This is a genomic window from Solibacillus sp. NPDC093137, assembly GCF_050280445.1.
GTDB lineage: Bacteria > Bacillota > Bacilli > Bacillales_A > Planococcaceae > Solibacillus > Solibacillus isronensis_B.
This window is the reverse complement of record NZ_JBNNVH010000001.1, coordinates 1,256,131-1,277,470: the sequence shown is the minus strand read 5'-3', so window position 1 is coordinate 1,277,470 and position 21,340 is coordinate 1,256,131. Positions and strand designations below refer to the sequence as shown.

At 38.2% G+C, this 21,340-nt stretch carries 26 protein-coding genes and 1 riboswitch; of the genes, 18 read left to right on the top strand and 8 right to left on the bottom strand.

Annotated features, from left to right (window positions below):
- Positions 1 to 63 precede the first annotated feature (63 nt).
- The 7 genes from ACQKN3_RS06590 to ACQKN3_RS06560 all read left to right on the top strand — a co-directional run bounded on the left by ACQKN3_RS06590 (position 64) and on the right by ACQKN3_RS06560 (position 6,259).
- Positions 64 to 801 (top strand): sulfite reductase, encoded by a 738-nt coding sequence (locus tag ACQKN3_RS06590; protein ID WP_427710307.1) that lies wholly within the window; start codon positions 64 to 66, stop codon positions 799 to 801.
- Positions 752 to 1,948 carry a CbiX/SirB N-terminal domain-containing protein gene (locus ACQKN3_RS06585; RefSeq protein ID WP_427710305.1) on the top strand — a complete coding sequence of 399 codons (1,197 nt, stop codon included), beginning with the start codon at positions 752 to 754 and terminating at the stop codon, positions 1,946 to 1,948. The genes ACQKN3_RS06590 and ACQKN3_RS06585 overlap by 50 nt, the downstream gene beginning before the upstream one ends.
- An 81-nt stretch (positions 1,949 to 2,029) precedes the next feature.
- On the top strand, positions 2,030 to 2,980 hold the full coding sequence (gene cbiB, locus ACQKN3_RS06580) for an adenosylcobinamide-phosphate synthase CbiB (protein ID WP_427711614.1): 951 nt from the start codon (positions 2,030 to 2,032) through the stop codon (positions 2,978 to 2,980).
- The gene (locus ACQKN3_RS06575; RefSeq protein ID WP_427710303.1) at positions 2,955 to 4,022 is read left to right on the top strand and encodes a pyridoxal phosphate-dependent aminotransferase; all 1,068 of its coding nucleotides are present in this window, start codon (positions 2,955 to 2,957) and stop codon (positions 4,020 to 4,022) included. The genes cbiB and ACQKN3_RS06575 overlap by 26 nt, the downstream gene beginning before the upstream one ends.
- A complete protein-coding gene (locus tag ACQKN3_RS06570; protein ID WP_427710302.1) occupies positions 4,006 to 4,563 on the top strand; it encodes a histidine phosphatase family protein in 558 nt (185 codons plus the stop codon). Before ACQKN3_RS06575 ends, ACQKN3_RS06570 begins: the two co-directional genes overlap by 17 nt.
- 186 nt (positions 4,564 to 4,749) lie before the next feature.
- Positions 4,750 to 5,250, top strand: a complete 501-nt coding sequence (locus ACQKN3_RS06565) for a sigma-70 family RNA polymerase sigma factor (RefSeq protein WP_427710300.1) — start codon at positions 4,750 to 4,752, stop codon at positions 5,248 to 5,250.
- On the top strand, positions 5,240 to 6,259 hold the full coding sequence (locus tag ACQKN3_RS06560; RefSeq protein WP_427710298.1) for a hypothetical protein: 1,020 nt from the start codon (positions 5,240 to 5,242) through the stop codon (positions 6,257 to 6,259). The genes ACQKN3_RS06565 and ACQKN3_RS06560 overlap by 11 nt, the downstream gene beginning before the upstream one ends.
- Positions 6,260 to 6,320: 61 nt before the next feature.
- On the opposite strand, the gene nrdF is transcribed toward ACQKN3_RS06560, so the two are convergent.
- The 5 genes from nrdF to ACQKN3_RS06535 all read right to left on the bottom strand — a co-directional run bounded on the left by nrdF (position 6,321) and on the right by ACQKN3_RS06535 (position 10,285).
- Positions 6,321 to 7,283 (bottom strand): class 1b ribonucleoside-diphosphate reductase subunit beta, encoded by a 963-nt coding sequence (gene nrdF / locus ACQKN3_RS06555; RefSeq protein ID WP_251688399.1) that lies wholly within the window; start codon positions 7,281 to 7,283, stop codon positions 6,321 to 6,323.
- Entirely contained in the window at positions 7,271 to 7,573 is a 303-nt protein-coding gene (locus ACQKN3_RS06550) for a hypothetical protein (protein ID WP_427710296.1), read from the bottom strand. The genes nrdF and ACQKN3_RS06550 overlap by 13 nt, the downstream gene beginning before the upstream one ends.
- A gap of 392 nt (positions 7,574 to 7,965) precedes the next feature.
- Complete coding sequence (locus tag ACQKN3_RS06545; protein ID WP_427710294.1) at positions 7,966 to 9,699, bottom strand: ribonucleoside-diphosphate reductase subunit alpha; 1,734 nt, start codon at positions 9,697 to 9,699, stop codon at positions 7,966 to 7,968.
- Complete coding sequence (locus tag ACQKN3_RS06540) at positions 9,696 to 10,022, bottom strand: ribonucleotide reductase stimulatory protein (protein ID WP_427710292.1); 327 nt, start codon at positions 10,020 to 10,022, stop codon at positions 9,696 to 9,698. Before ACQKN3_RS06540 ends, ACQKN3_RS06545 begins: the two co-directional genes overlap by 4 nt.
- Before the next feature lie 38 nt (positions 10,023 to 10,060).
- Positions 10,061 to 10,285 carry a glutaredoxin family protein gene (locus ACQKN3_RS06535; RefSeq protein WP_008406611.1) on the bottom strand — a complete coding sequence of 75 codons (225 nt, stop codon included), beginning with the start codon at positions 10,283 to 10,285 and terminating at the stop codon, positions 10,061 to 10,063.
- Positions 10,286 to 10,432: 147 nt separating this feature from the next.
- Positions 10,433 to 10,615: riboswitch (cobalamin riboswitch) on the bottom strand.
- A gap of 171 nt (positions 10,616 to 10,786) precedes the next feature.
- On the opposite strand from ACQKN3_RS06535, the gene dut reads away from it, so the two are divergent.
- Entirely contained in the window at positions 10,787 to 11,224 is a 438-nt protein-coding gene (dut, locus tag ACQKN3_RS06530) for a dUTP diphosphatase (protein WP_427710290.1), read from the top strand.
- A 39-nt stretch (positions 11,225 to 11,263) separates the two neighbouring features.
- On the opposite strand, the gene ACQKN3_RS06525 is transcribed toward dut, so the two are convergent.
- Together ACQKN3_RS06525 and ACQKN3_RS06520 are read right to left on the bottom strand one after the other, a co-directional pair.
- Positions 11,264 to 11,581: an ATPase gene (locus ACQKN3_RS06525; protein ID WP_427710288.1), complete on the bottom strand. Its 318-nt coding sequence runs from the start codon at positions 11,579 to 11,581 to the stop codon at positions 11,264 to 11,266.
- Positions 11,569 to 11,997 carry a cobalamin biosynthesis protein CobN gene (locus tag ACQKN3_RS06520; protein WP_427710286.1) on the bottom strand — a complete coding sequence of 143 codons (429 nt, stop codon included), beginning with the start codon at positions 11,995 to 11,997 and terminating at the stop codon, positions 11,569 to 11,571. Before ACQKN3_RS06520 ends, ACQKN3_RS06525 begins: the two co-directional genes overlap by 13 nt.
- Before the next feature lie 220 nt (positions 11,998 to 12,217).
- Between ACQKN3_RS06520 and ACQKN3_RS06515 the strand changes: the two genes are divergently transcribed.
- The 10 genes from ACQKN3_RS06515 (at position 12,218) to ACQKN3_RS06470 (ending at position 19,980) form a co-directional block, all read left to right on the top strand.
- Positions 12,218 to 13,105 (top strand): alpha/beta hydrolase fold domain-containing protein, encoded by an 888-nt coding sequence (locus ACQKN3_RS06515; protein ID WP_251688387.1) that lies wholly within the window; start codon positions 12,218 to 12,220, stop codon positions 13,103 to 13,105.
- Between the two features lie 27 nt (positions 13,106 to 13,132).
- Entirely contained in the window at positions 13,133 to 13,669 is a 537-nt protein-coding gene (locus ACQKN3_RS06510) for a histidine phosphatase family protein (RefSeq protein WP_251688385.1), read from the top strand.
- 36 nt (positions 13,670 to 13,705) lie between these two features.
- Entirely contained in the window at positions 13,706 to 14,440 is a 735-nt protein-coding gene (locus tag ACQKN3_RS06505; RefSeq protein ID WP_427710284.1) for a metallophosphoesterase family protein, read from the top strand.
- Between the two features lie 177 nt (positions 14,441 to 14,617).
- A complete protein-coding gene (locus tag ACQKN3_RS06500) occupies positions 14,618 to 15,523 on the top strand; it encodes a cation diffusion facilitator family transporter (RefSeq protein WP_251688379.1) in 906 nt (301 codons plus the stop codon).
- 243 nt (positions 15,524 to 15,766) lie between these two features.
- Positions 15,767 to 15,988, top strand: a complete 222-nt coding sequence (locus tag ACQKN3_RS06495; RefSeq protein WP_251688376.1) for a lactate dehydrogenase — start codon at positions 15,767 to 15,769, stop codon at positions 15,986 to 15,988.
- 163 nt (positions 15,989 to 16,151) lie between these two features.
- Positions 16,152 to 16,493, top strand: a complete 342-nt coding sequence (locus ACQKN3_RS06490) for a hypothetical protein (protein ID WP_427710282.1) — start codon at positions 16,152 to 16,154, stop codon at positions 16,491 to 16,493.
- A gap of 43 nt (positions 16,494 to 16,536) precedes the next feature.
- Positions 16,537 to 18,477 carry a GTP-binding protein gene (locus ACQKN3_RS06485; RefSeq protein WP_427710280.1) on the top strand — a complete coding sequence of 647 codons (1,941 nt, stop codon included), beginning with the start codon at positions 16,537 to 16,539 and terminating at the stop codon, positions 18,475 to 18,477.
- Between the two features lie 73 nt (positions 18,478 to 18,550).
- Entirely contained in the window at positions 18,551 to 18,859 is a 309-nt protein-coding gene (locus tag ACQKN3_RS06480) for a monooxygenase (RefSeq protein ID WP_427710278.1), read from the top strand.
- A 158-nt stretch (positions 18,860 to 19,017) separates the two neighbouring features.
- Positions 19,018 to 19,236 carry a hypothetical protein gene (locus ACQKN3_RS06475; protein WP_427710276.1) on the top strand — a complete coding sequence of 73 codons (219 nt, stop codon included), beginning with the start codon at positions 19,018 to 19,020 and terminating at the stop codon, positions 19,234 to 19,236.
- 102 nt (positions 19,237 to 19,338) lie between these two features.
- A complete protein-coding gene (locus ACQKN3_RS06470) occupies positions 19,339 to 19,980 on the top strand; it encodes a hypothetical protein (RefSeq protein WP_251688367.1) in 642 nt (213 codons plus the stop codon).
- Positions 19,981 to 20,078: 98 nt separating this feature from the next.
- Here ACQKN3_RS06470 and ACQKN3_RS06465 read toward each other — a convergent pair whose 3' ends face one another.
- On the bottom strand, positions 20,079 to 20,822 hold the full coding sequence (locus ACQKN3_RS06465; RefSeq protein ID WP_427710274.1) for a hypothetical protein: 744 nt from the start codon (positions 20,820 to 20,822) through the stop codon (positions 20,079 to 20,081).
- Between the last annotated feature and the right edge of the window lie 518 nt (positions 20,823 to 21,340).

Below are 21,340 nucleotides of genomic sequence, written 5' to 3'. Positions count from 1 at the left end.
AAAATCAAAGGGATTCCACCAGTCGACACAAGTGCGTAATTGATGAATGGGAGCGGTGTATACATGCAAGAATATGCTAAGAAAAATTTTGAAAAGGCGTTGCAGCTGCCGATGCCGAACAAGACGTTTGCAAAATTAAAAGCAACGGATGACTATGTAGCATTAATTGTACGACCAGGGTTAATAAACAAACATTTAACAAGTGATCAGCTGATTGTGTTAGCAAATCTTGAAAAATTTGGCGCTGTAAAATATTCTGCCGGCCATAGTTTTATTGTTACTGTCCATTGTTCACATATTGAGCAGGCAATGGAAAAATTAACGGAAGTGAATTTGTATGTGGCATCCCAAACACCAAGTGCTTTATTTAAATGTTGCGACTTTTGTGATGGGGATTTGTTAGACGGTTTACCACTTGCAAAGGACTTACTAGAACAAGTTGAACAAATGCCATTAAAAAATAGGGTACGCATCGGCTTTAATGCATGCACCCAAGCATGCTATAACGCGGTTCAGGATGACTTGGCACTCATTTTTCATAATGGCAAAGTTGATATTTACGGAGGTGCGATTCCAATGGGGAGACGTGCCAGTTCCGGGCATCTATTATTAAAAAAAGTACCGGAAAATCAAGTGATCGATCTTGTAAAAAATATATTAGGAAAGTACAATGCATCATCAATCGATAAGTTTTCGGCGTTCGTGCGCAAAAATAAAACTTACTTTGATCAACTACAAGAAGGAGGACTCTATGACAACTTGGAATTTAAATCAAATGCAGCGCCATCTGTTAATTTGTAATGGGGCTACCTGTATGGGTGCAGGTGCAGAAGAAGTAACAAAGCAAATCCGGGATGAAATTCGTAAAAATCGTTTAGATGAAACGATTCATACATCACGTACCCGTTGTAATGGTCGATGTAAAGATAAATGTGTTGTCATCGATTATCCGAAAGGGACATGGTATTCCGTTCAAAACGAGGAAACTTCTCGTGCAATAGTTCAGGATACTGCTGAAGAATCATCCATTATTTATTCGGTGGAACATGGGGAAAGAATCCGACGTGAAAATCGAATTAAAGGGATCGATAAATATAAAAAAGGAAGAGGACCATTGAAAAAAGCAGTATTATTTGTTGGGCATGGTAGTAGATTAGAGGCTGGAAATGAGGAAGTACGTCAGTTTGTCGAGCAGACGAAAACGTATATTGATCCAGCACTACTAGTTGAAACTTGTTTTCTGGAATTTGCTTCACCGAATATAGAAGATGGGATTCAGCTTTGTGTTGAAAGAGGCGCGGATGAAGTCCATGTAATCCCCATCATCTTATTACACGCAGGACACTCAAAAATGCACATCCCGGCCGAAATCGAACATGCAAGAGAGCATTTTCCGGATGTTCGCTTTACATATGGTCAAACAATTGGGATTCATGAAGAAATTTTCGAAATTCTTAAGTCGCGATTAACAGAAGTAGGCTTCAATCCTGATGAAAAACATGACGACACAGCTATTTTACTTATTGCTCGCGGCGGCAGTGATCCATATGCAAATGGCGATTTCTATAAAATTACCCGTTTATTATGGGAAAAACTAGACGTTCCTATAGTAGAAAGTGCATTTATGGGCGTAACGACCCCATCAGTAGAACAAGGGATTGAACGCTGTATAAGACTTGGAGCAAAAAAAATTGTGATGCTTCCATACTTCTTGTTTACAGGGGTGTTGATGGAACGAATGGCTAAAATGGTCCAGCAGTTTACAGAGCAATATGAAGATGTAGATTTTTTACTTGCAAATTATTTCGGCTACCATCCGAATTTAAAGAAAGTATTGCTCGAGCGCATGGACCAGGCTTTAGACGGTACATCAACAGGGATGATCGATTTAGAGAATTTCCGCAAATATGCAGAAGAACATGGATATGAACATCACCACCATCATTAATGTTAAAGTATATCCAGAGCATCGAATATGCTCTGGAATTTTCATTTCATATCAAACGAAAATAAAGGAGCGAGGGGCACGATATATTTTATTATTTGTGTAATCGCAGTACTCATCGATTGCATTGTTGGGGATCCGAAAAAATGGACACATCCTGTTATATATATCGGAAACATGATTTCTTTTTTCGAAAAGAAATGGAATCATGGCAGTAGAAGACGGATCAATGGATTACTAACAGTTTTTCTCACGATAAGTATTACAACGGGCTCGGTTTTCTTAATTGTCTTTCTTGCAATAAAAATACATCTTCTTCTTTGGCTTGTAGTCGAAATCTTTTTGATTAGTTTAGCTCTTGCCCAGAAATCATTAAAAGAAGCGGCGATGCTCGTTTGCGATTCCTTGAAAGCGAATGATTTACCCGAAGCAAGAAAATATTTAAGCTGGATTGTAGGCCGTGAAACGAATCATCTGGATGAACCTGAAATTGTACGGGGTGTCGTTGAAACGGTTTCAGAAAATACGAGTGACGGTGTGACGGCTCCGCTTATGTATGCGTTATGTTTTGGTGCAACCGGTGCATGGTGCTATAAAGCGATTAATACGCTGGATTCGATGATTGGGTATAAAAATGAACGGTATGCTGATTTTGGGTTTGCTGCAGCTAAATTGGATGATGTTGCGAACTATCTGCCCAGCAGAATTTCCGGGTGGTTCCTTATTATATTTACAAAATGTGAGACGGCAAAACCTTTCAAACACCGCTATAAAAACTGGCTAAAGGATGCTAAAAAACATCCAAGCCCGAATAGTGGATATTTGGAGGCCGCTACTGCTGTTCAGTTAGGAATTCGTTTAGGCGGGTTTAATCGTTATGGCGGGGTGGAATCCTTCCGTGCTTATATGGGTGAACCGTACGAAACGATGCAAAGAATACATATTAAAAAAGCGATCCGGCACATGTATGTTTGTACATGGTGTGTTGTGATAACAGGGGGAATATTGTATGCAATTGCCTGCACATGGGGCTAATGCGGCAGCATTATATAAAGCAATGAATTTAAAAATGCCGGATCAATTCATCGATGTGAGCGAAAATGTCAATCATCTGGGGGTACCGAAGCAAGTAAAGCAACAGTGGCCAAACCTGTTAGAAAAAATTACTGGCTACCCGGATGAGCAAGCAGAACCATTTCGATCGCAAGCGGCAGCTGTTCACCAAGTAGCAGCCGATCAAGTTATCGTCACAAACGGTGCGGCAGAGGGCTTAATGGCTTTGGCACAGCTTTTCAATGGACAGGAAATTGCTTTGTTACAGCCAACATTTTCGGAGTATGCGAGAACACTAAAACAGCAGAATTGTGTCATTCATTCTATTTTAGCTGACGATATTGAAACATATCGATTTAATGAGGAAATATTGGAGAAACAGCTAAAAGATGTCCATGCCTGCTATATTTGCAATCCGAATAATCCTACAGGCATATTATTGAAAAAACATTGGATTGAACAGTTGATTAAAAAGTATCCGCACTGCAATTTTGTAGTCGATGAAGCGTTTATGGACTGGACCGATGAATCGGAGAGCATTGTTTCATTGGTAAACAGCTATTCCAATTTATTTGTCGTACGATCCATGACAAAAATGTATGCACTGGCAGGGGTTCGTCTCGGTTATGTCATCGGTCAACAGGCAGAAGAAATCCGTCATTATTTGCCGCATTGGAATGTGAGCGCGATTGCAAATGAAATCGGCTGTCTCTGTTTACAGGACAAGGATTTTGTGAAGGAGTCTCGTGAAAAGAGCAGTAGATTACGAAGTCAGATGGTGAAGGACTTAAAATTAATTGGTTGTAAAGTATCTAACAGTGCAGCGAATTTCTTATTGTTTCAATTACCAAAACAATATAATCCGGATGATTTTTTTACATATTTATTAGAACGGGGTATCGTATTACGCCATACAAAAAACTATGTCGGCCTGGACGGCGCATGGTTTCGAATCGCTGTCAAAAGTGAAGAAATCTGGACTAAATGCAAGGATGAAATAATGGATTATGTCAAAAATTATTAACTACTACCGTCATGGAGAAACTGTATGGAATAAAGAAGGGCGTCTGCAAGGGTGGCTTGACTCGGAATTAACGACAAAAGGAATCGATCAGGCAACGTCCGTTAACTGGAATCCGGAGATCGTTTTCTCCAGTGACCTGAAGCGTGCAGTGCAAACAGCCCGTCTCATGTTTCCGGACCACACCATTCATAAAAACGAAAGTTTGCGTGAAATTAACTTGGGGCATTGGCAAGGCAGCTACATTAAGGACCTTCAACAGGATGAACAGTATTGTTGCTATTTGAATACACCGCATTTATTTATGAATACGACACAAGAAACCTTTGAAGACGTAACGAACCGAATGATTGCATTTCACGAGTATTTGTTACAGTTACCGTATGAGAGAATCGCTGTCGTTTCACACGGTGTTGCCATTGCCTGTCTGATGTCCGCGCTTTATAAACAGCCTTACAATGAGTTATGGGCTTATTTGTTGGATGGTGCTGGGTGTTTTTCAATAGAAGGGCACAGTGATCAATTACATAGCATTATTAAATAGAAGAAAAACGCTATACCAATGTTTGGTGTAGCGTTTTTCTTTTATCAAAATTGTAATGGGGTCAAATTAATTAAATCGATCGAACTTTATGGTAATTATCCCCTGAAGTATTTTTTTAGAAAAATTGATTAAAATTTAAAGCCAAATTACATGTACAATCGTTTTATAGTCAAGTGAGGTGAAGAAATGGAATTTGAACGACTTGTTAATACATATACGAATTATTTATTAAAGTTAAGCTTTCTCTACGTTAAAGATCGACAAGCAGCCGAAGATATTGTGCAGGATGTTTGGATAAAAGTAATGCTTTCAAAGAATGAAATAACAAGTGAAAAGAGTTATTTAGTACAAATAACGGTGAATCAATGTAAAGATTATTTGAAAAGCTGGCGTTATAGAAAAGTGCGCATAATCGATGTACTTGGTATTGAAAAAGATACTTCACAACGAGACGGAATGGTAATATCGGAAGAAAAAAGTACAATTGGCAAGGCTGTTTGGCAATTACCATTCAAGTACCGGGAAATTATTATCCTTTATTATTATGATTCACAAACTGTTCGAGATATTGCTTTTACATTAAAACTTGCGGAAGGTACGGTGAAAACTAGGTTAATTAAAGCAAGAAAGATTTTAAAGGAACAATTAAATGAAACGGACTGGGAGGTGTTGAACAGTGAAGGATGAATTAGAAAATTTAACAGGACCAATGCATGATGAAACAAAACGTGTACAGCAGAAAGCACTGGAACAATACTACGCTCATAGGAATGGCAGGAAAAAGTTCAAATGGGGCTATCCGGTTGTAATCGTTCTCTTTTTATGTATGGTAGTATTCATATTTCCACTGCAAAAACCTGAAGAAACAACAAGTAACCTTTATATAGAACCGATAGATAAACAGTTTTTTTTGCTTGCTGTTTATTCCGATCAGTATAACCAAGGTCAATTTATGACAAAATCAGATGCCATAGAGCATAATTTATTTTTTGCTATTGAACGCAGTGCGCTACTAACATATGCAAAGTACGAAAATATTAAAATCGACAAAGAGTCAGTCTTAAAAAATGCGAAACAGTCTTTTTCTTATATAGAAGGTAATCCACTGTCGAAACTTAAACATGAAAAAATGCTTCAGGCATTAGGTTTATCGAACGATGAATATAAAGATATTCTTATAAAGAATGCGACAGTTAATTCGGTGATTGAAAGCTTCATTAAAGAGCGTGGATTAAAAGGTCCAAAAGGTAAATATATAGGTCAAATTCATAAGGAGGCAAGGGAATTTTATTATAAGCATGCAGCAAGGGAAATTGAAAAGTTTGAGACAGAGCAACGATCGAAGGTTACAGAGAAGCCACCATTAATAGAAGTACAGACTCCGGATACATTTAGGTTTGCAGAAAAAGAACATTTAGCGCTGGACCTGGGTTTGAATGATCAGCAGCAATATGAGTTTATAAATGTAAATATGACGTTTGATTATATTAGAGAGACATATGGATCATTAATTTATGAGGCTGCACCAATCAAAGAATATCCGTTTCACTTTGAGCCGTTGTTTTATATGGATTATAAACGAAATATTGAACAGATGATCCTACAACCGAAATGGCGTGAAGAAGCATTGGAGGTACTTGAACTTTTAGAGATATTTGAACGCAGCTATATTGACGATTATCCATTTTTACAATAAGAAAGAATCGATATAATTTGAAACAAACGCTACGGCACAAATTGGCCATAGCGTTTTAATTTTAAAATTTAAACGTATCATCAGTAATAGGGGCCACTTTAGCAACCGCATAAGTCGCTCCTTTTTGACTGAAGAAATCATAGGTTGACCCAGTATTGGAGATCCCGTTCATCACAATAGGGTTCACTTCCTCGTCAGGGAACATCGTATCGAGCCCCAAGTTCATAAGCGCTTTATTCGCATTATAGCGCACGTATTTTTTCACTTCAGGGGAAAGACCTGTTTCTGCATATAAATCATCGGTATACTTCATTTCATTCTGATATAAATCGAGTAAATATTCATAGCCCCATAAAGTAAGCTCCTGCTGTTTTTCTGCAGTGAACGTTTTGAAAATGTTCTGCGCGAAAAAGCCGACAGCTACCCCGTGAATGGATTCGTCACGCAAGATTAAACTAATCACTTCCGCACTATTTCTTAAAACACCTTGTCCTCCTAAATAAAGAGGGTAGAAGAAGCCGGAATAGAATAAGAAGCTTTCCAGCATAACTGAAGCGAACATTGCTTTCCATAAGCTTTCCGGGTCATCTTCTTTTATAGCAGTGTATACTTCACCAATGCGGTTTGCCTTATATTGAAGAAACTCATTTTTTTGCACCCATTCGAACACTTCGTCGATTTCCGTGTTTGTGCATAATGTTGTAAAAATATACGAATAAGACTTTGCATGGATTGCTTCAAACGATCCGAAAACCGTTAATACCGCTTTCTCCTGAAAATCGGGCGTGTATTTGGCAATTTCATTCATGCCGATGTTCGTTTGTACCGTATCAAGCAAAGTTAGGCCGCCGAACACTTTTTTGTATGTATCCTGGTGCTCGAATTCCTTCCATTGTTTGACGTCTTTACTGACTGCAATTTCTTCGGGGAACCATATTTGTTTCCATTGCTGGTCCCAAAAAATACGAGCGAGTTCACTCGTCGGGGTATTCCAGTTGACCGCTTTATACGTTAAATTTGACATGCGACACACTCCTCAATTGTAAGTAAACGCTGGCGTACGTAATAAACGGTTTTAATGCCTTTCGTCCACGCATAAATATAAGCTTTTGCCAATTGTTCTGTGTTCCACTGGTCCGTCACGTATAGTGTCATGGAAATCCCCTGGTCGACATGCTTTTGCGCGGCTGCGTAAAGGTCGATCAGTTCATTCGGGTTTACTTCATAGGCTTCGGTATAAAGTTCTTGGTTATCATTCGTTAAAAACGGCATCGGATAAATTGTTCGACTATCCGCATAGTCACGTACTTCCACACGTTCCGTAACAGGGGAGATGGAAGCCGTACAGCTGCGGATGTAGGAAATACTGCCTGTCCTTAATACCCTCAGTTTCCTGATATTTAAAAGGGAGTAGACTATACAATATAGGCTTTTGCCTACCAAGTATTATAGTCGTTGAACCTTCACCTCATAGAAAGATGCTTGGCTGCTGATTACCGATTGTATTGGCACTTAGGACATAATTAGCGAGAATTAACCTCACAAAATATGCTTTTTTTCACCTTATGCTATCCAAAAATTTTTTTCTGCTTTCGCAACGTTCACGTTTATCGTTTCCAATTACGTTGTCGTATTTTTGGCTTTACGGCTTTCCAGCAATTTCACTTGTTTTGACACTGTTTTACAACAATGAAAGCCCTAGTCAGTTAAGGCGCGATTGCCAGTCGATAGCTATGGAATAATCCATATTTCTGAACTTGTTTTTTTAATTTATCCCACATATTTTGATTAATAATCGGTGTACCCCCAAGTGCTTTAATCACTTCAGGTGTAAGTTCTTTTTCTTCTTTATTTACGTAAGATTCAAAGTAAACCCCGCTCGCATAATCACTTTCCTCAAATCGATAAAACGTTTCGTTCTTCTCCTTCGCGATTTCCATTGATGCTTTTAACGAGTAATAGTTCAGTGCTTCCATAAACGCATCGATAAATTCAATCGACTCTTTGGAACCATAACGGATTCCGCTTTGTACAAGGTGTCCATGCAAGTTCATAACACCCAATCCGACAGAGTGCATCACTTTGTTGGCTTTGGATACAGAAGGGACGTTGACGATATCTGTCATCGTAGAAACATTCGTTAAAAGACGCATTGCCGTATCGACAAGCTGGCCGAAGTCCTGAACTTTCGTTGCTTCGTGAATGTCGATTGAACCTAAGTTACAAGAAACGTCGAGGCCGTATTCATTCGGCTCGTTTTGATCGGTAACAACGCTTGTTTGTTGATACTGAAGAATTTCGGTGCATAGATTCGACATCTTCACACGCCCGATTTCCTTTAATGGGTGGATGTTATTGACATTATCATCGAATATTTCGAACGGGTAACCCGATTCAAATTGCGCCTTTTTAATTTCCGTATACAATTTACGGGCGTTTAAACGTTTCAGTTTACGGATGTTTGGATTATCCAAAAATTCGTAGTACATTTCCGTAATCGAAATTTCCGACATGCGTTTGCCGTATTCTTTGAAAATATCATAAGAACTAAACAATACGATATCTTTATCGCGGCGCATTAATTCAAAGAAAATATCGGGAAGAATAATCCCTGTAGATAATGTAGCTAATCGGATTTTATCGTCGGCATTTGGTTTCTTGGAAGAGATAAACGCTTCAATATCACCGTGAAAAACATTTAGATAGACGACTCCGGAACCATTTCTTTGGCCAAGCTGATTCGAATACGAGAACGAATTTTCTAGCAGTTTCGCAACAGGCATAACCCCGCTCGCACGGTTTAAAATTCCTTTAATCGGATCTCCTAACGGACGCAGATCGGTCAAGTTTACCCCGACACCGCCGCCTAAGCGGGAAAGTTCAAGACAATAGCCGATATTCTCAGCGATTGAGTTCATCGTATCGTCCATCGTTAGTTTAAAACATGAGACTAGCTCACCGCGCGCTTTTTTCCCGCTGTTTAGGGCAGTTGGGGTTGCCGGCTGGTAGGCAGTCATTACCGCTTCGATGGCCTTTTCAGCCAATGCTTCATCGCCTTGTGCTAAATACAGGGCGATAATGACGATTCGGTCTTCATACTTTTCCAGAATTTCTTTTCCATCCCGGCTTTTCATCGCATAGCTTTCGTAGAACTTCGAAGCACTCATGAATGAAGGAAACCGGAACTTGTAGGAATAGGCTTTTTTGTACATTTGTTTAATAAAGTCCATCGAGTACAATTCCAAAAACTCTTTTTCGTAATAGCCTTCATCGACTAAATAACGCACTTTTTCCTCGATATCGATAAAGTAGCGTAAACGGACATTCACGTCTTCCAGGAAATAGCGGCGTGTTGCTTCTTTGTCTTTCGCCAGATCCAATTCACCGGTAGCACGGTAACGGTTTAGAATATCGTTATTTAATTTTAAATATTGTTTCATATCGATGCCTCTTTCCAAATGGAGTAGTAGTAATCTGTAATCGCTTCATAATTCGCCGGAGTTCCTCGCATTTCCACTTTTTCGATTAACGGAATTCCGTATTGTGCAGCTAAAAGGTCACCTGCACGGCCGAAAAAAGCATGACCAAAATTACGGTTTCCGCTTACGATAATTCCTTTGCATAGATCAGAGTTCGCAGTCATGAACTGGTCGACGATAGGGGGAACAGAGCCTAATCCATCCGTATACGTAAATAGAAGATACGGTTCATCCATTTTCTCTACTTCCGCCAGATCCTTTGCGGGCAAGCCGAGTTTTTGCACAATGGATCGTACATTACCAGTTCGTGAAGCAAATATGATCATGCGGTCATTTCAGAAATGCGATCGATAATTGACGTCGGCTCTGCGATAAATTCACCGTTGATTTCAAATAACGGCACAGACAAAAAACCTGCATCGAGTACTATTTGTTTTGCGCTCTCATCATGGTCAATATTAATAACCTCGACCTCCAAGTTGGCAGCATCGAGCTCCGATTTTACCCATAGGCATTTTGGACAAATTGTTTTCGTATAAAGTTTCATAATAGAACCCCTCGCTATTTAAATATTACTAGTAATTGTGGTGCACATGTCATGGAGAAAAAACAAAAAAAGCTATCCCGGAAAACAGGATAGCTTGAAATGGAAACGAGTAAAAGAGCGCCTCCATTTCCTATTCCCCGAAGAAATGTACGTAGTTTTAACGCGGCAGGTCTCCTGGCTTTGCTTCATCCGTCAGACATACCTTCCCATGCATTGCACAGTGGTCTATTCGTCTTCAGTCAGCATTTACAGTTGCGGGGACAGCGTTGGATTCACACCAAACTTCCCTTTTAAACTACATTTAGTAGTACCGTGATAAAAAAACACAATATATAGTTGAATTGAGTATAAGCTTTAACAACATAAAAGTAAAGAGCCTAAAGAAAGATAACATAAATCCATTAAGAATTCTAGAAAACTCCCTATTGAAAATATAGAAAAAATATGGTTTTGTTATAACTGCATGTAAATAGATTTTATTAATGAGAAAGTTGGTTGAATATGTCGATTCAATTAAAAATTAAGAAAACCCACCCGAATGCTGTATTGCCGAAACAGGCACGTGAAGGGGATGCGGGGATGGATTTAAGTGCGGTTGAAGAAAAAGTTTTACTGCCTGGGGAATACGGATTAATTAAAACCGGTCTTCAAATCGAACTGCAGGAAGGAACAGAAGCGCAAGTACGTCCTCGAAGCGGATTGGCATTGAAACATGGAATTACGGTGTTAAATAGTCCAGGTACGATTGATGCAGGCTATCGCGGTGAAATCGGGGTTATTCTAATTAATCATGGAAAAGAACCGTTTACGATTGAAAAGGGGATGCGCATTGCCCAGCTAGTCGTTCAATATGTCCCGCAAGTCTTTATTGAAGATACGGACGAACTGTCGGATTCGGAGCGCGGTGATAAGGGTTTTGGATCGAGTGGAGTGAAATAATGAAAAACGCCTGAGTCGAGATAAATGAACTCAGGCGTTTTAATCTTCTTCTTTTTTCCACTTTATATAATTGTACGAAGTTTGAATACCAAATAATACTATGAAAAAGAGGGAGAAAAATATAAAGAGATTAGTGAATCCTTCCACCCAATAAATAATGGCCAACGCTACGATACAAATGGGAATGGAATAGAGGTTGCGCAAGAATTTACGACGGTAGGAAAGGCCATGATAGGCAAATTTCAACCCTTTATCCACTTTCGGTTTTTTCCGGTAGTAGATAGATAATACAAGTGGCGTAATTAAAACCATAATTAAGATGAATGCCAAAACAATTGAAAAATCTAACTCAACCATATTAGCCTCCTTTCTCGTCTTTTGTCAGTATATCGATTTGCGTCACAAATCGGTAGATACGTTAATTCACAATGATAACGCCCATCAGGGAAGTCTTTGTAGGTACTGGACTTAATATTGTAAACTTTATCTTCAATCATCACTTCAGTCGTATCAATACTTCTCCCATGCCCGTTTACAAAAGTAATTTCACAAATCCCTCCAGCAGTTTTCTGATCGCTTGTTTGCAGATGATAAAAATCATAGCTGTAAATTCCTGAAACAATCAGCATAAAAAGCGTCAGCACGCCAAGCATAATTGTATTCAAGTTAAAGGGAGATACTTTCTTTTTTACAAACTCCCGGATAAAAAAGAAAGCAGCAATGATAAATAATAAAGTGAAAATGATAAGAGCACTGTAAAATCCGGTAAGCATGAACATTCCCCCTCTAAATTCATTACCAAATTTACGATTAAGTCGGAAAAAAGTTTCAGAATATATTGAATTCACTGATGGGATTTTTCTAACGGGTACTCAGTTTGCATATGCATAAGTGGAAACGTTTTACCATTTAGAAGGGGATCAATCGATTTTAGTCGAATTGATAACAATGGGAAATTGTAAAAATTGGATGTGAGCTAAAGGGAGGCATTGTATGCGAAGCGTGCATAGTGTGTTGTTTGAGAAGTTTTTAATACTGCGCGGAACAAAGAAGAAATTTATGGATTTACGCTTGCTCGATAATTTTATTGCAATGAAACATAATGAGAAACCGTATGAGCTGGATGCTAAATTCAAAGAGCAGCACCAAATACAAAAAGACGAACTGAATGGCATGCCCTATTACACAATCAATGAACAGCAGACACCGGAAAAGGTCATCTATTATTTTCACGGCGGTGCCTATATTAATGATCCACTGATTTTTCATTGGCGCTATTTAGTGAAGCTTGCACAGGAATCAAACTTCACGATTATCGTGCCGATTTATCCGAAGCTACCTAAACATTCACATAAAGCGTGCTTTGATGCCATTCACGATTTATATGATCATCTCGTTTTAAAATATGATGCACCATTTATTTTTATGGGGGATTCCGCAGGTGGCGGGCTGGCATTGGCGTTGGCGCAGGATGTAAAACGATATTCCAAAAAGCAGCCGCAGCATATTGTTCTACATTCCGCATGGCTCGATGTGCGGGGGGAAGATCCGCGTTACAAAGAACTTGAAAAACTTGACCCGATGCTTGGAGTAGTTGGCGCACAGGAGCTTGGCAGGTTATGGGCAGACGGATTGGATTTAACAGATTACAAAATAAGTCCCGTCCATGGAGAATTGAAAGACATCGGTCAAATTACCGCATTTGTCGGGACGGGTGAGCTACTGCTTGTCGATGCAAAAATGCTTCTCGATAAAGCAAAAGAACAAGGTGTAGCAGTCCATTACTTTGAATACCCGAAAATGAATCATGTCTTTCCGGTATTTCCCATTCCGGAAGCGAAGAAAGCAATGAAGCAATTACTCAAGATCATCAAAAATTAGCATGAATGAACTAGGAGCATTTACAGTATGAAATTATATATTATCCGACACGCCGAATCGGAGGGACAAGATCCGAAGGCTAAGTTAACAGTAGCTGGTAAAGAGGAAAGTGAGCAGCTGGCAAATTTTTTGGAACAATACCCGATTGAACTTGTCATATCAAGTCCATTTACAAGAGCATTACATACAATAGAACCATTTGTCCGGAAAAACAAAATTCCTTTCAAAATTGATCATCGGTTGAGGGAACGATTATTAAGTGACGAAAATCTTCCGGATTGGCTGGAAAAATTGAAACAAACGTATGTGGATAAGGATTTAAAATTTACTGGCGGGGAATCAAGTAATGAAGCGATACATCGTATCAATGAATTAGTAGAAGAATTAAAACAAAGTGCTCATATGTCAGTGGTAATCGTTACACACGGCAATATAATGTCTTTACTACTCAACCATTTTCAACGGCATTTTGGATTTGACGATTGGAAGCAACTGTCGAATCCGGATGTCTTTGAAATAGAGTTTAGCAATGAACAAACAGTTGTAAATCGTGTATGGCGGTAAGTAATGTAAAATAGGTTGTAGAAAAGCAGGTGCAATATGAAAAATTATTTTATTATCAGTGATATCCACGGCCAGTATAAAGCATTTGAAAAGTTATTAACGTATTGGAATCAAAAGGATAGCCTTGTTTTACTCGGAGATTTAATCGATCGGGGTCCACGGTCTTATGAGGTCGTGCAAAAAGTAATGGACTTAAAGCGGCAATACGGGGAACAGGTTATATTTTGTAAAGGGAATCATGAAATGATGCTGTTGGACTTTCTCGAAAACCCTGGGCAAAAACATGCCTTTTACTACAAATACGGTGGACGGGAAACAATGGCTTCATTTTTAAAGTATTTACCGGGTGAAGTAAGTGAACTTGACCCGATTGAACAAGCGCAAGTCGTTAAAGAGAAGTTTGCGGAGGAATTGGATTTTTTAAGTAAAGGCAAATTGTATGAAATCGTAGGGAATCTGTTATTAACACATGCAGGATTTGATTCGAGTTTTGCAACAGTTGAGGAAACGGAGGATGAAAATTTCCTATGGATTCGCCAGCATTATACAAATGAAAATAAAACACCGTATATCAATGTTTTTGGTCATACACCATTACAACATATTCATGGTTGCAATGACATTTGGATTAGTAAAGACCAAAAATATATTGGAATAGACGGTGGGTGTTATTTTACAGGTCAATTGAATGGTATCGTACTTTCGGAAGAGGGCCAAATCATTCACATATATGCCGTTACTTCGGACAAAACCGAGAACTATGATAATTGACACGTGTCGTTTAGACTGAGCAAAGTTATAATTATATAATATTTTTTCTTGAATGTATGTTTTCCCCCGATTTTTTGGTATACTACTTTTAACGATATGTAAAAGAGGTTATCCCGTTCGATTTTGTGCGGGGTAGCCTCTTTCGTGTTTAAAGAAGTTTTTCAGGGAGGAAACATTTTGGAGCAATATACAAATTTACGAGCGGGCGAAAAAGGTGCCTATTTATCGATTTTTGCCTACATATTTTTAAGCGCGCTTAAGTTAGCAGCAGGCTATTTAGGAGATTCAGAAGCGTTAAAGGCAGATGGATTAAACAATACAACAGATATTATTGCTTCAGTAGCCGTTTTGATCGGACTCAGAATTTCCCAGCGCCCGCCTGATGATGACCATCGATACGGCCATTTTCGTGCAGAAACAATCGCATCACTTGTTGCATCATTTATTATGATTTATGTCGGGATCGAAGTACTTATATCGGCGGGTGAAAAAATCGCCAATCCGATCGATCAGAATCCTTCCATTTTAACAATTATTGTAGCCGTGTTTAGTGCAGCAGTCATGTTTGCAGTATATAAATATAATTTAAACCTCTCAAAAAGAATTAACAGTTCTGCTGTTAAAGCGGCAGCCTATGACAACCGCTCTGATGCTTTTGTCAGCATCGGGACAGCAATCGGTATTACCGCAGCGATATTAGGTTTCCCGATTGTCGATACGATTACTGCCTTTATTATCGGTTTAATCATTATTAAAACAGCGATCGAAATCTTTAAAGAAGCGGTGTTCTCGTTAACGGACGGATTTGACACGGAATTGATCAGTTCGATTGAACAGCGTGTTTCAAAAATTCCGCGTGTCCGTGATGTTACTGATGTACGCGGCAGACAGCACGGCAGCTTAATTCTTGTGGATATTACAGTAAGTGTAAATCCTAATCTTAATGTACGTGATTCACATGCCATTACGGAGCAAATTGAAAATGAAGTGAAGCAGTTGAATCCTTATGCGACAACACTTGTTCATATTGAACCGTATGACCCGAAAGAGCTGGTTATTTGCGAAGATGATTTCCATTTCTAATGGATAGCCCTATAAAGATTTTACTCTTCGTAAAGTAGCAGAGGGCAATACATTAATTTGTTAAGAGTAATTGGGTATATACTTCAAGAATTTCACAGGTAGTTTTAGAATAGAACTGAATCCGCTTCTAACGATTCGATTAAGTCACACTCATTTTGAGTTGTGGCTTTTTCTTATTGCAATATTTTTTGTTTGTTGAGGCATGATATGAAGAAGAAATATTATTTACAAGGAGGAAAATAGTTGGACGTTTTATTAGGTCAAATTCGTGAAGGTCTGGATTATCTGGCTATACAAGGTAAGAAGGTAAATAAAATTAAAATGAATCCAAATTTATTTGGAAAGATGACTGACAAACATATGGACGTTGAGGTAAGTGCCGATGCTATTACTGTATTCGGAATTACGATCGAAGCTGATGAAAACATTGAAATATATGCTTTTGTAATGGATGAAGCCACTTAATTTTAAGTGGCTTTTTATTATACCCTCATTATCTGTGAATACTTGCGCACCACTTTATTTAACGGAAAATGAGAATGACATTTTACTGTGAATGAATCAAAATAACCCATCTTCTGTTAAAATGTATGTACTTACGGGCAAGCATATTAGTGGAGGTTATTATATGAAAAAAGTAGTTGCAGTCATTGCCGTTTTAATCATTGTATCAATCCCAATCTTTGAGTGGTTGTTAACGAACCCCTCCAATTCATTGGAACTGATGCTAACTTTAAGGAATTCTGAAAATCCGGAATCGCTGTTTATGGATGAAAAAAATTTCGATGCCAAGATTGTTGATTACATACAGGAAGAGTTTAGTCCAAATATGGTGCAGCAGTTTACAATACTGGAGTTTGATGAGAAAAGTTTCTTGATTCAAACAACTCCTGGTACTACTAAGTTGGATATTATTAATATAGAAGAACTGCCAGAGGAAATGAGAAATTATTTCCTTTCACAGGAATGACCGTACAATGATTCAAAATTTAAAAAAAGAAAGAGGAATACTATTGCATACTACAATCGGGATTGTCGCTCATGTTGATTCTGGAAAAACAACTTTTTGCGAACAATTGCTTTATCATACAAATGCCATTAAAAAGCGCGGACGGGTCGATCACCAAGATGCATATTTAGATAATCATGCCATTGAACGGCAGCGCGGGATTACGATTTTTGCTGAGCAGGGGCGAATCGATTATAACGGGCAAGTGTATACGCTGATCGATACACCAGGACACATCGATTTCGCACCCGAAATGGAGCGTGCGATTCATGTGATGGATGCTGCCATTGTCATTATCAGTGCGGTCGATGGAATTGAAGGGCATACGGAAACGGTTTGGCATTTGCTGCGGGAGCACCATGTTCCGACATTTATCTTCATAAATAAAGTAGATCGTGAAGGAGCAGATGTTGATGCAGTAATGGCTGCGATTAAAAAAGACTTATCCCCAAATGCATTACTGTTTAATAATGGAATTGATACTTTTGCAAAAGAGTGGATTGCGGAACGTGACGAGCAGATGATGGAAAGATACTTCGCAGACGATTTAAAGGAGCACGATTGTACCGTAAAACTGCAGCAGATGATTCAAAAGGAACAGGCATTTATTTGTATGTCGGGCTCTGCTTTAAAAGATGAAGGGGTACTGGATTTTTTCGAAACGATTACAAAACTGACTGAAACAACATTTGATGTGAACGGACCATTTGAAGGTAAGATCTATAAAATTCGTCATGACAATCAGCAGCGTCTCACATTTATGAAAGCATTATCGGGCGTTTTAAAAGTACGTGATGAATTTACATTCGGTGAAACGACAGAAAAGGTAACGGAAATCCGGCTATACAACGGCAGCAGTTTTACGACGGTTCAACAAGTGCAGGCGGGTGATATTTTTGCGGTGAAGGGACTGGCGACGCCGATTATCGGTAATGTAATTGGGGCTACGAAAACAAATCCTGCGCAATTTGAAATGATTCCAACATTGCAGGCAAAAGTGATATATGAAGGTGCGTTACATATTAAAGAACTTCACCGGATTTTTCGTGAAATTGAAGCTGAGGAACCGAGTTTACGGGTCATATGGAATGAGAAATTCCAGGAAATTTCGGTTCATGTTATGGGGACAATTCAGCTGGAAGTATTAACCGAACTGGTGAAGGACCGCTTCGGAATTGACGTGCACTTCGGCAAGCCGCAAATTCTTTATAAAGAAACGATTGCTGCCCCTGCAGTCGGCTATGGCCATTTTGAACCATTAAAGCATTATGCGGAAGTACATCTGAAAATGGAACCGAACACGCGTGGTGCAGGTAACACATTTTCGAACCAGTGTCATGCCGATGACTTATCTGTAGGGCATCAGCGGTTAATAGAAAAGCATCTATTTGAGCGGGACCATCACGGATTACTTACAGGTTTTCCGGTAACTGATATTCATTTTACGCTACTGACAGGACGGGTACATAATAAGCACACAGAAGGCGGAGATTTCCGTGAAGCATCGTTTAGAGCATTGCGGCAAGGGCTTGAACAAGTGGTAAATGTACTGTTGGAGCCTTATTACCGATTTAAGATGAAAGCGTCAAACAACCATATTGGCCGGATGATGTCAGATATCCAACAGGCAAGCGGAACATTTGAAGCACCGATTTTAACAGAAGATACCGTGACATTATACGGGCGGGCTCCAGTAGCAACTTTTATGGATTATTCCACGCAATTTGCCGCTTATACAAATGGGAAAGGTGCGTTAACAATGCAATTTGATGGCTATGATGTATGCCATAACAGCGATGAAATTATTGAACAAGTTGGCTACAATAAAAACGCCGACCCTGAATATACATCTTCCAGCATTTTTTGTACAAAGGGAAAGGGTTACAGTGTGCCTTGGCATGAAGCGAAAGACGCGATGCATTGTGAAGTAAAGGAAATCGAATAATAAAGGAAAGAAGGATTTTGCAGGAGGATAAAAGAAGTAAGTATAAGTGTTTAGAAAAAAGGAGGCACTTCTAATGGCATATATTTTACAGGTAGATTTCAAAATGGATGGTCCATTCGGCGAAGAAATGGCTGCCGGGTTTAAAGGATTGGCAGAGAGTATTAACGAAGAAGAAGGCATGCTCTGGAAAATTTGGACAGAGGATGCGGAAGCTGGCGAAGCGGGTGGTATTTACTTATTTGAAACAAAGGAAACTGCTGCAGCTTACTTGGAAATGCATTCAAAGCGTCTCAATGGCTTCGGTATTATAGCAATCAACAGCAAAATTTTTGCAGTCAACGAGTCGTTAACGAATATTAACAAAGGTCCGGTTAATGTATAAATAAAAGAGCATTATAGGTTTTGAGAGACACAATGGTGGTGTACCAAACGTAAGATCCGAGCAAATTATTAAAGCTATCAAACGATGGTTTTGGAACGTTTGGAATTTAACGTATAATATAATATACCCCAAAATTGAAGGGAGGAGGTTAGCGTTTTATGGAAACATTAGTTCCTTTATCTTTAATAGGTATTCCACTATTCTCGATCTTGCTTTGTGTCAATCTTATCAGTTTGCTAAAAATTATAATCCATAACCCAGAACAATCTGTGAAAAAACAGACTTTTCTAGTTAGTATCAGCGTTGCTTACATACTATTTTCATTTTTATGTATATTAATCGTCATTGCCGATTCAGTTTGGGGAGTGTCTATATAAACGATTCCTATTACCATATTGGAATTAAAAGCCTGATAATACCAATAAAAAACATTTATGTTATTATTATGATATATAATGATATTTTATGGGGTGAAAGGGTTGAAGAAATATATTTACATAAGTATTTTATTTGGAGTGTTTGCTTTATCAGGTTGTGCTGTTGAAGGAACTGAAAGTGAAGAAATTATAGAAGAAGTCTCACCATCTCTTTTAAATTTATCGCAAGAGCAAAAAGAAGATTATTATCAAAAATATGTAGCAGTCATAGAGGATATTAATAAAGAGCATGACACTGATCTCAAGTTAGAACCTATCACTGCATTTTCGGATGACTATTGGGTTGAGGTAGAAACATTTAAAAAGCGGACAAAAGAGCGAGCTGATATATCAGTTGTTGTTTCAGATAATAATGAACGCTATCATCCAGCTTCAGTCCCAAAGACAGTGACGTTAGAAATCGGTCCGAATAAAGAGCGCATTATATTTGAAGGAGCTTTTGATACACAATTAAACGAAAATACCTCAAAAGGAAGACAATTATTTTCTGTATTTAATGGTATTTCTTCAGAAGCAGAAAATTCTGATGGAAGTTGGACTCAAGTAGGGTACACAAATTCGTTGTTGGAAAATGGAACACTATATGTTATCGAGGTTACAGGGAAATACTCACTAAACGGTATACTTTCTACACATAACATATCTTTAGAATTTGATTGTAATAAAAATGGTGGAGTTAGTTAGAGCTATTAATGTTCCCAAACATTGAATAACTCTGACTAATAATAAAAAGACAAAAGACTTTCTATGTAAGAGTTTTTTGTCTTTTTTAACGTATACGCTCATTTAATTTTTTTTTGCTTTAACCAAAAATCAGGAGGCATATAAGAAATTAATGAATAATCAATTTCATCCCCTGATTGAGTTGTTAATTGAACAAGTAAAGGTTCTTCTTTATTAGATGGATTTATTGCCCTTGTTTTAATTGTAATCACCTGAACACCAGTTCTTATTGGGTGACCGACAACAACGACCTGATTTCCTAGTGTATAAACATCTGTAATTTCCGTCTGAAATGCAACGATATAAAGATCCAAATCATTTTCATTTTGAAACATGGGAATAGATAATCCCATGTTGTGTTCGAAATCATACCAACCAGAGATTCCAATATCATAATTAGTAAATAATCGGTGTAGGGCATAATGAACTCTACTAGGAATATAGCTCCATCTTCCGGTCGTGCTATACCAGTGCTCCTCATAAGCAGGTCTTTTATATTCTGGTTTATTTACTATTACATCAAATGAAATTTTAGTTCCATTTTTAATCACTTCTGAAATTTGGACCATATTTGATGGGAAAGGTTGCTCTTTCCAAGGAGGATCAGAAATATTTTCGGGTTTGGAAGGTTCAAGTTTCTGAAGCCGATTTTCCGCTTCTTTTAATTGTGCTTTAAGGTCTAAAATTTTTTTCTCCAAACTTTTAGCATCATTTGGTTCTTCTGCATAATAAAGCGGAGCAATACTTATATTAAACATCACTACACAAATAATAAATAAAGTAAGTCTTTTGGGAGTTACCATAGAAACACCTCAGGATTATTCTGCTCTATTGATGCAGAAATATGTTTTATAATTTTTATTTCTCTAATTACGGGTGCTTTAGTACGATAAGGATTTTAAAAGTATGCATATACGTTCCCAAATAATCGGCAGCTAAGACTAATACACTATCTTAGCTGCTTTTTACTTTAATTAGGTTACCAAACGTTACAGGGTAGTAGTTTACAGGGGGAAGTATCTATAGACAAAAACGTTATAATAACATTAGTATTAGCACACGATAAATTCGATGAAAACACCAAAAAAGAAGTACAACAGTTTGCAGCTGACGTTATTAAAAAATGTAATTTTGAAACTGAAATACAATTTAACATAACAAGTTATTATAATTCTTAAGTACTAAAAGACGAAATTATGGAAGATACTTGTTCAACTAGCGGGTATACTACTGCAACAAACCAATTTGAAATAACCCCACACGTTGCTTTGGGGACGATATAACTTTTGGTTATTAATTTGCCGTTATTTAGTTTAATATT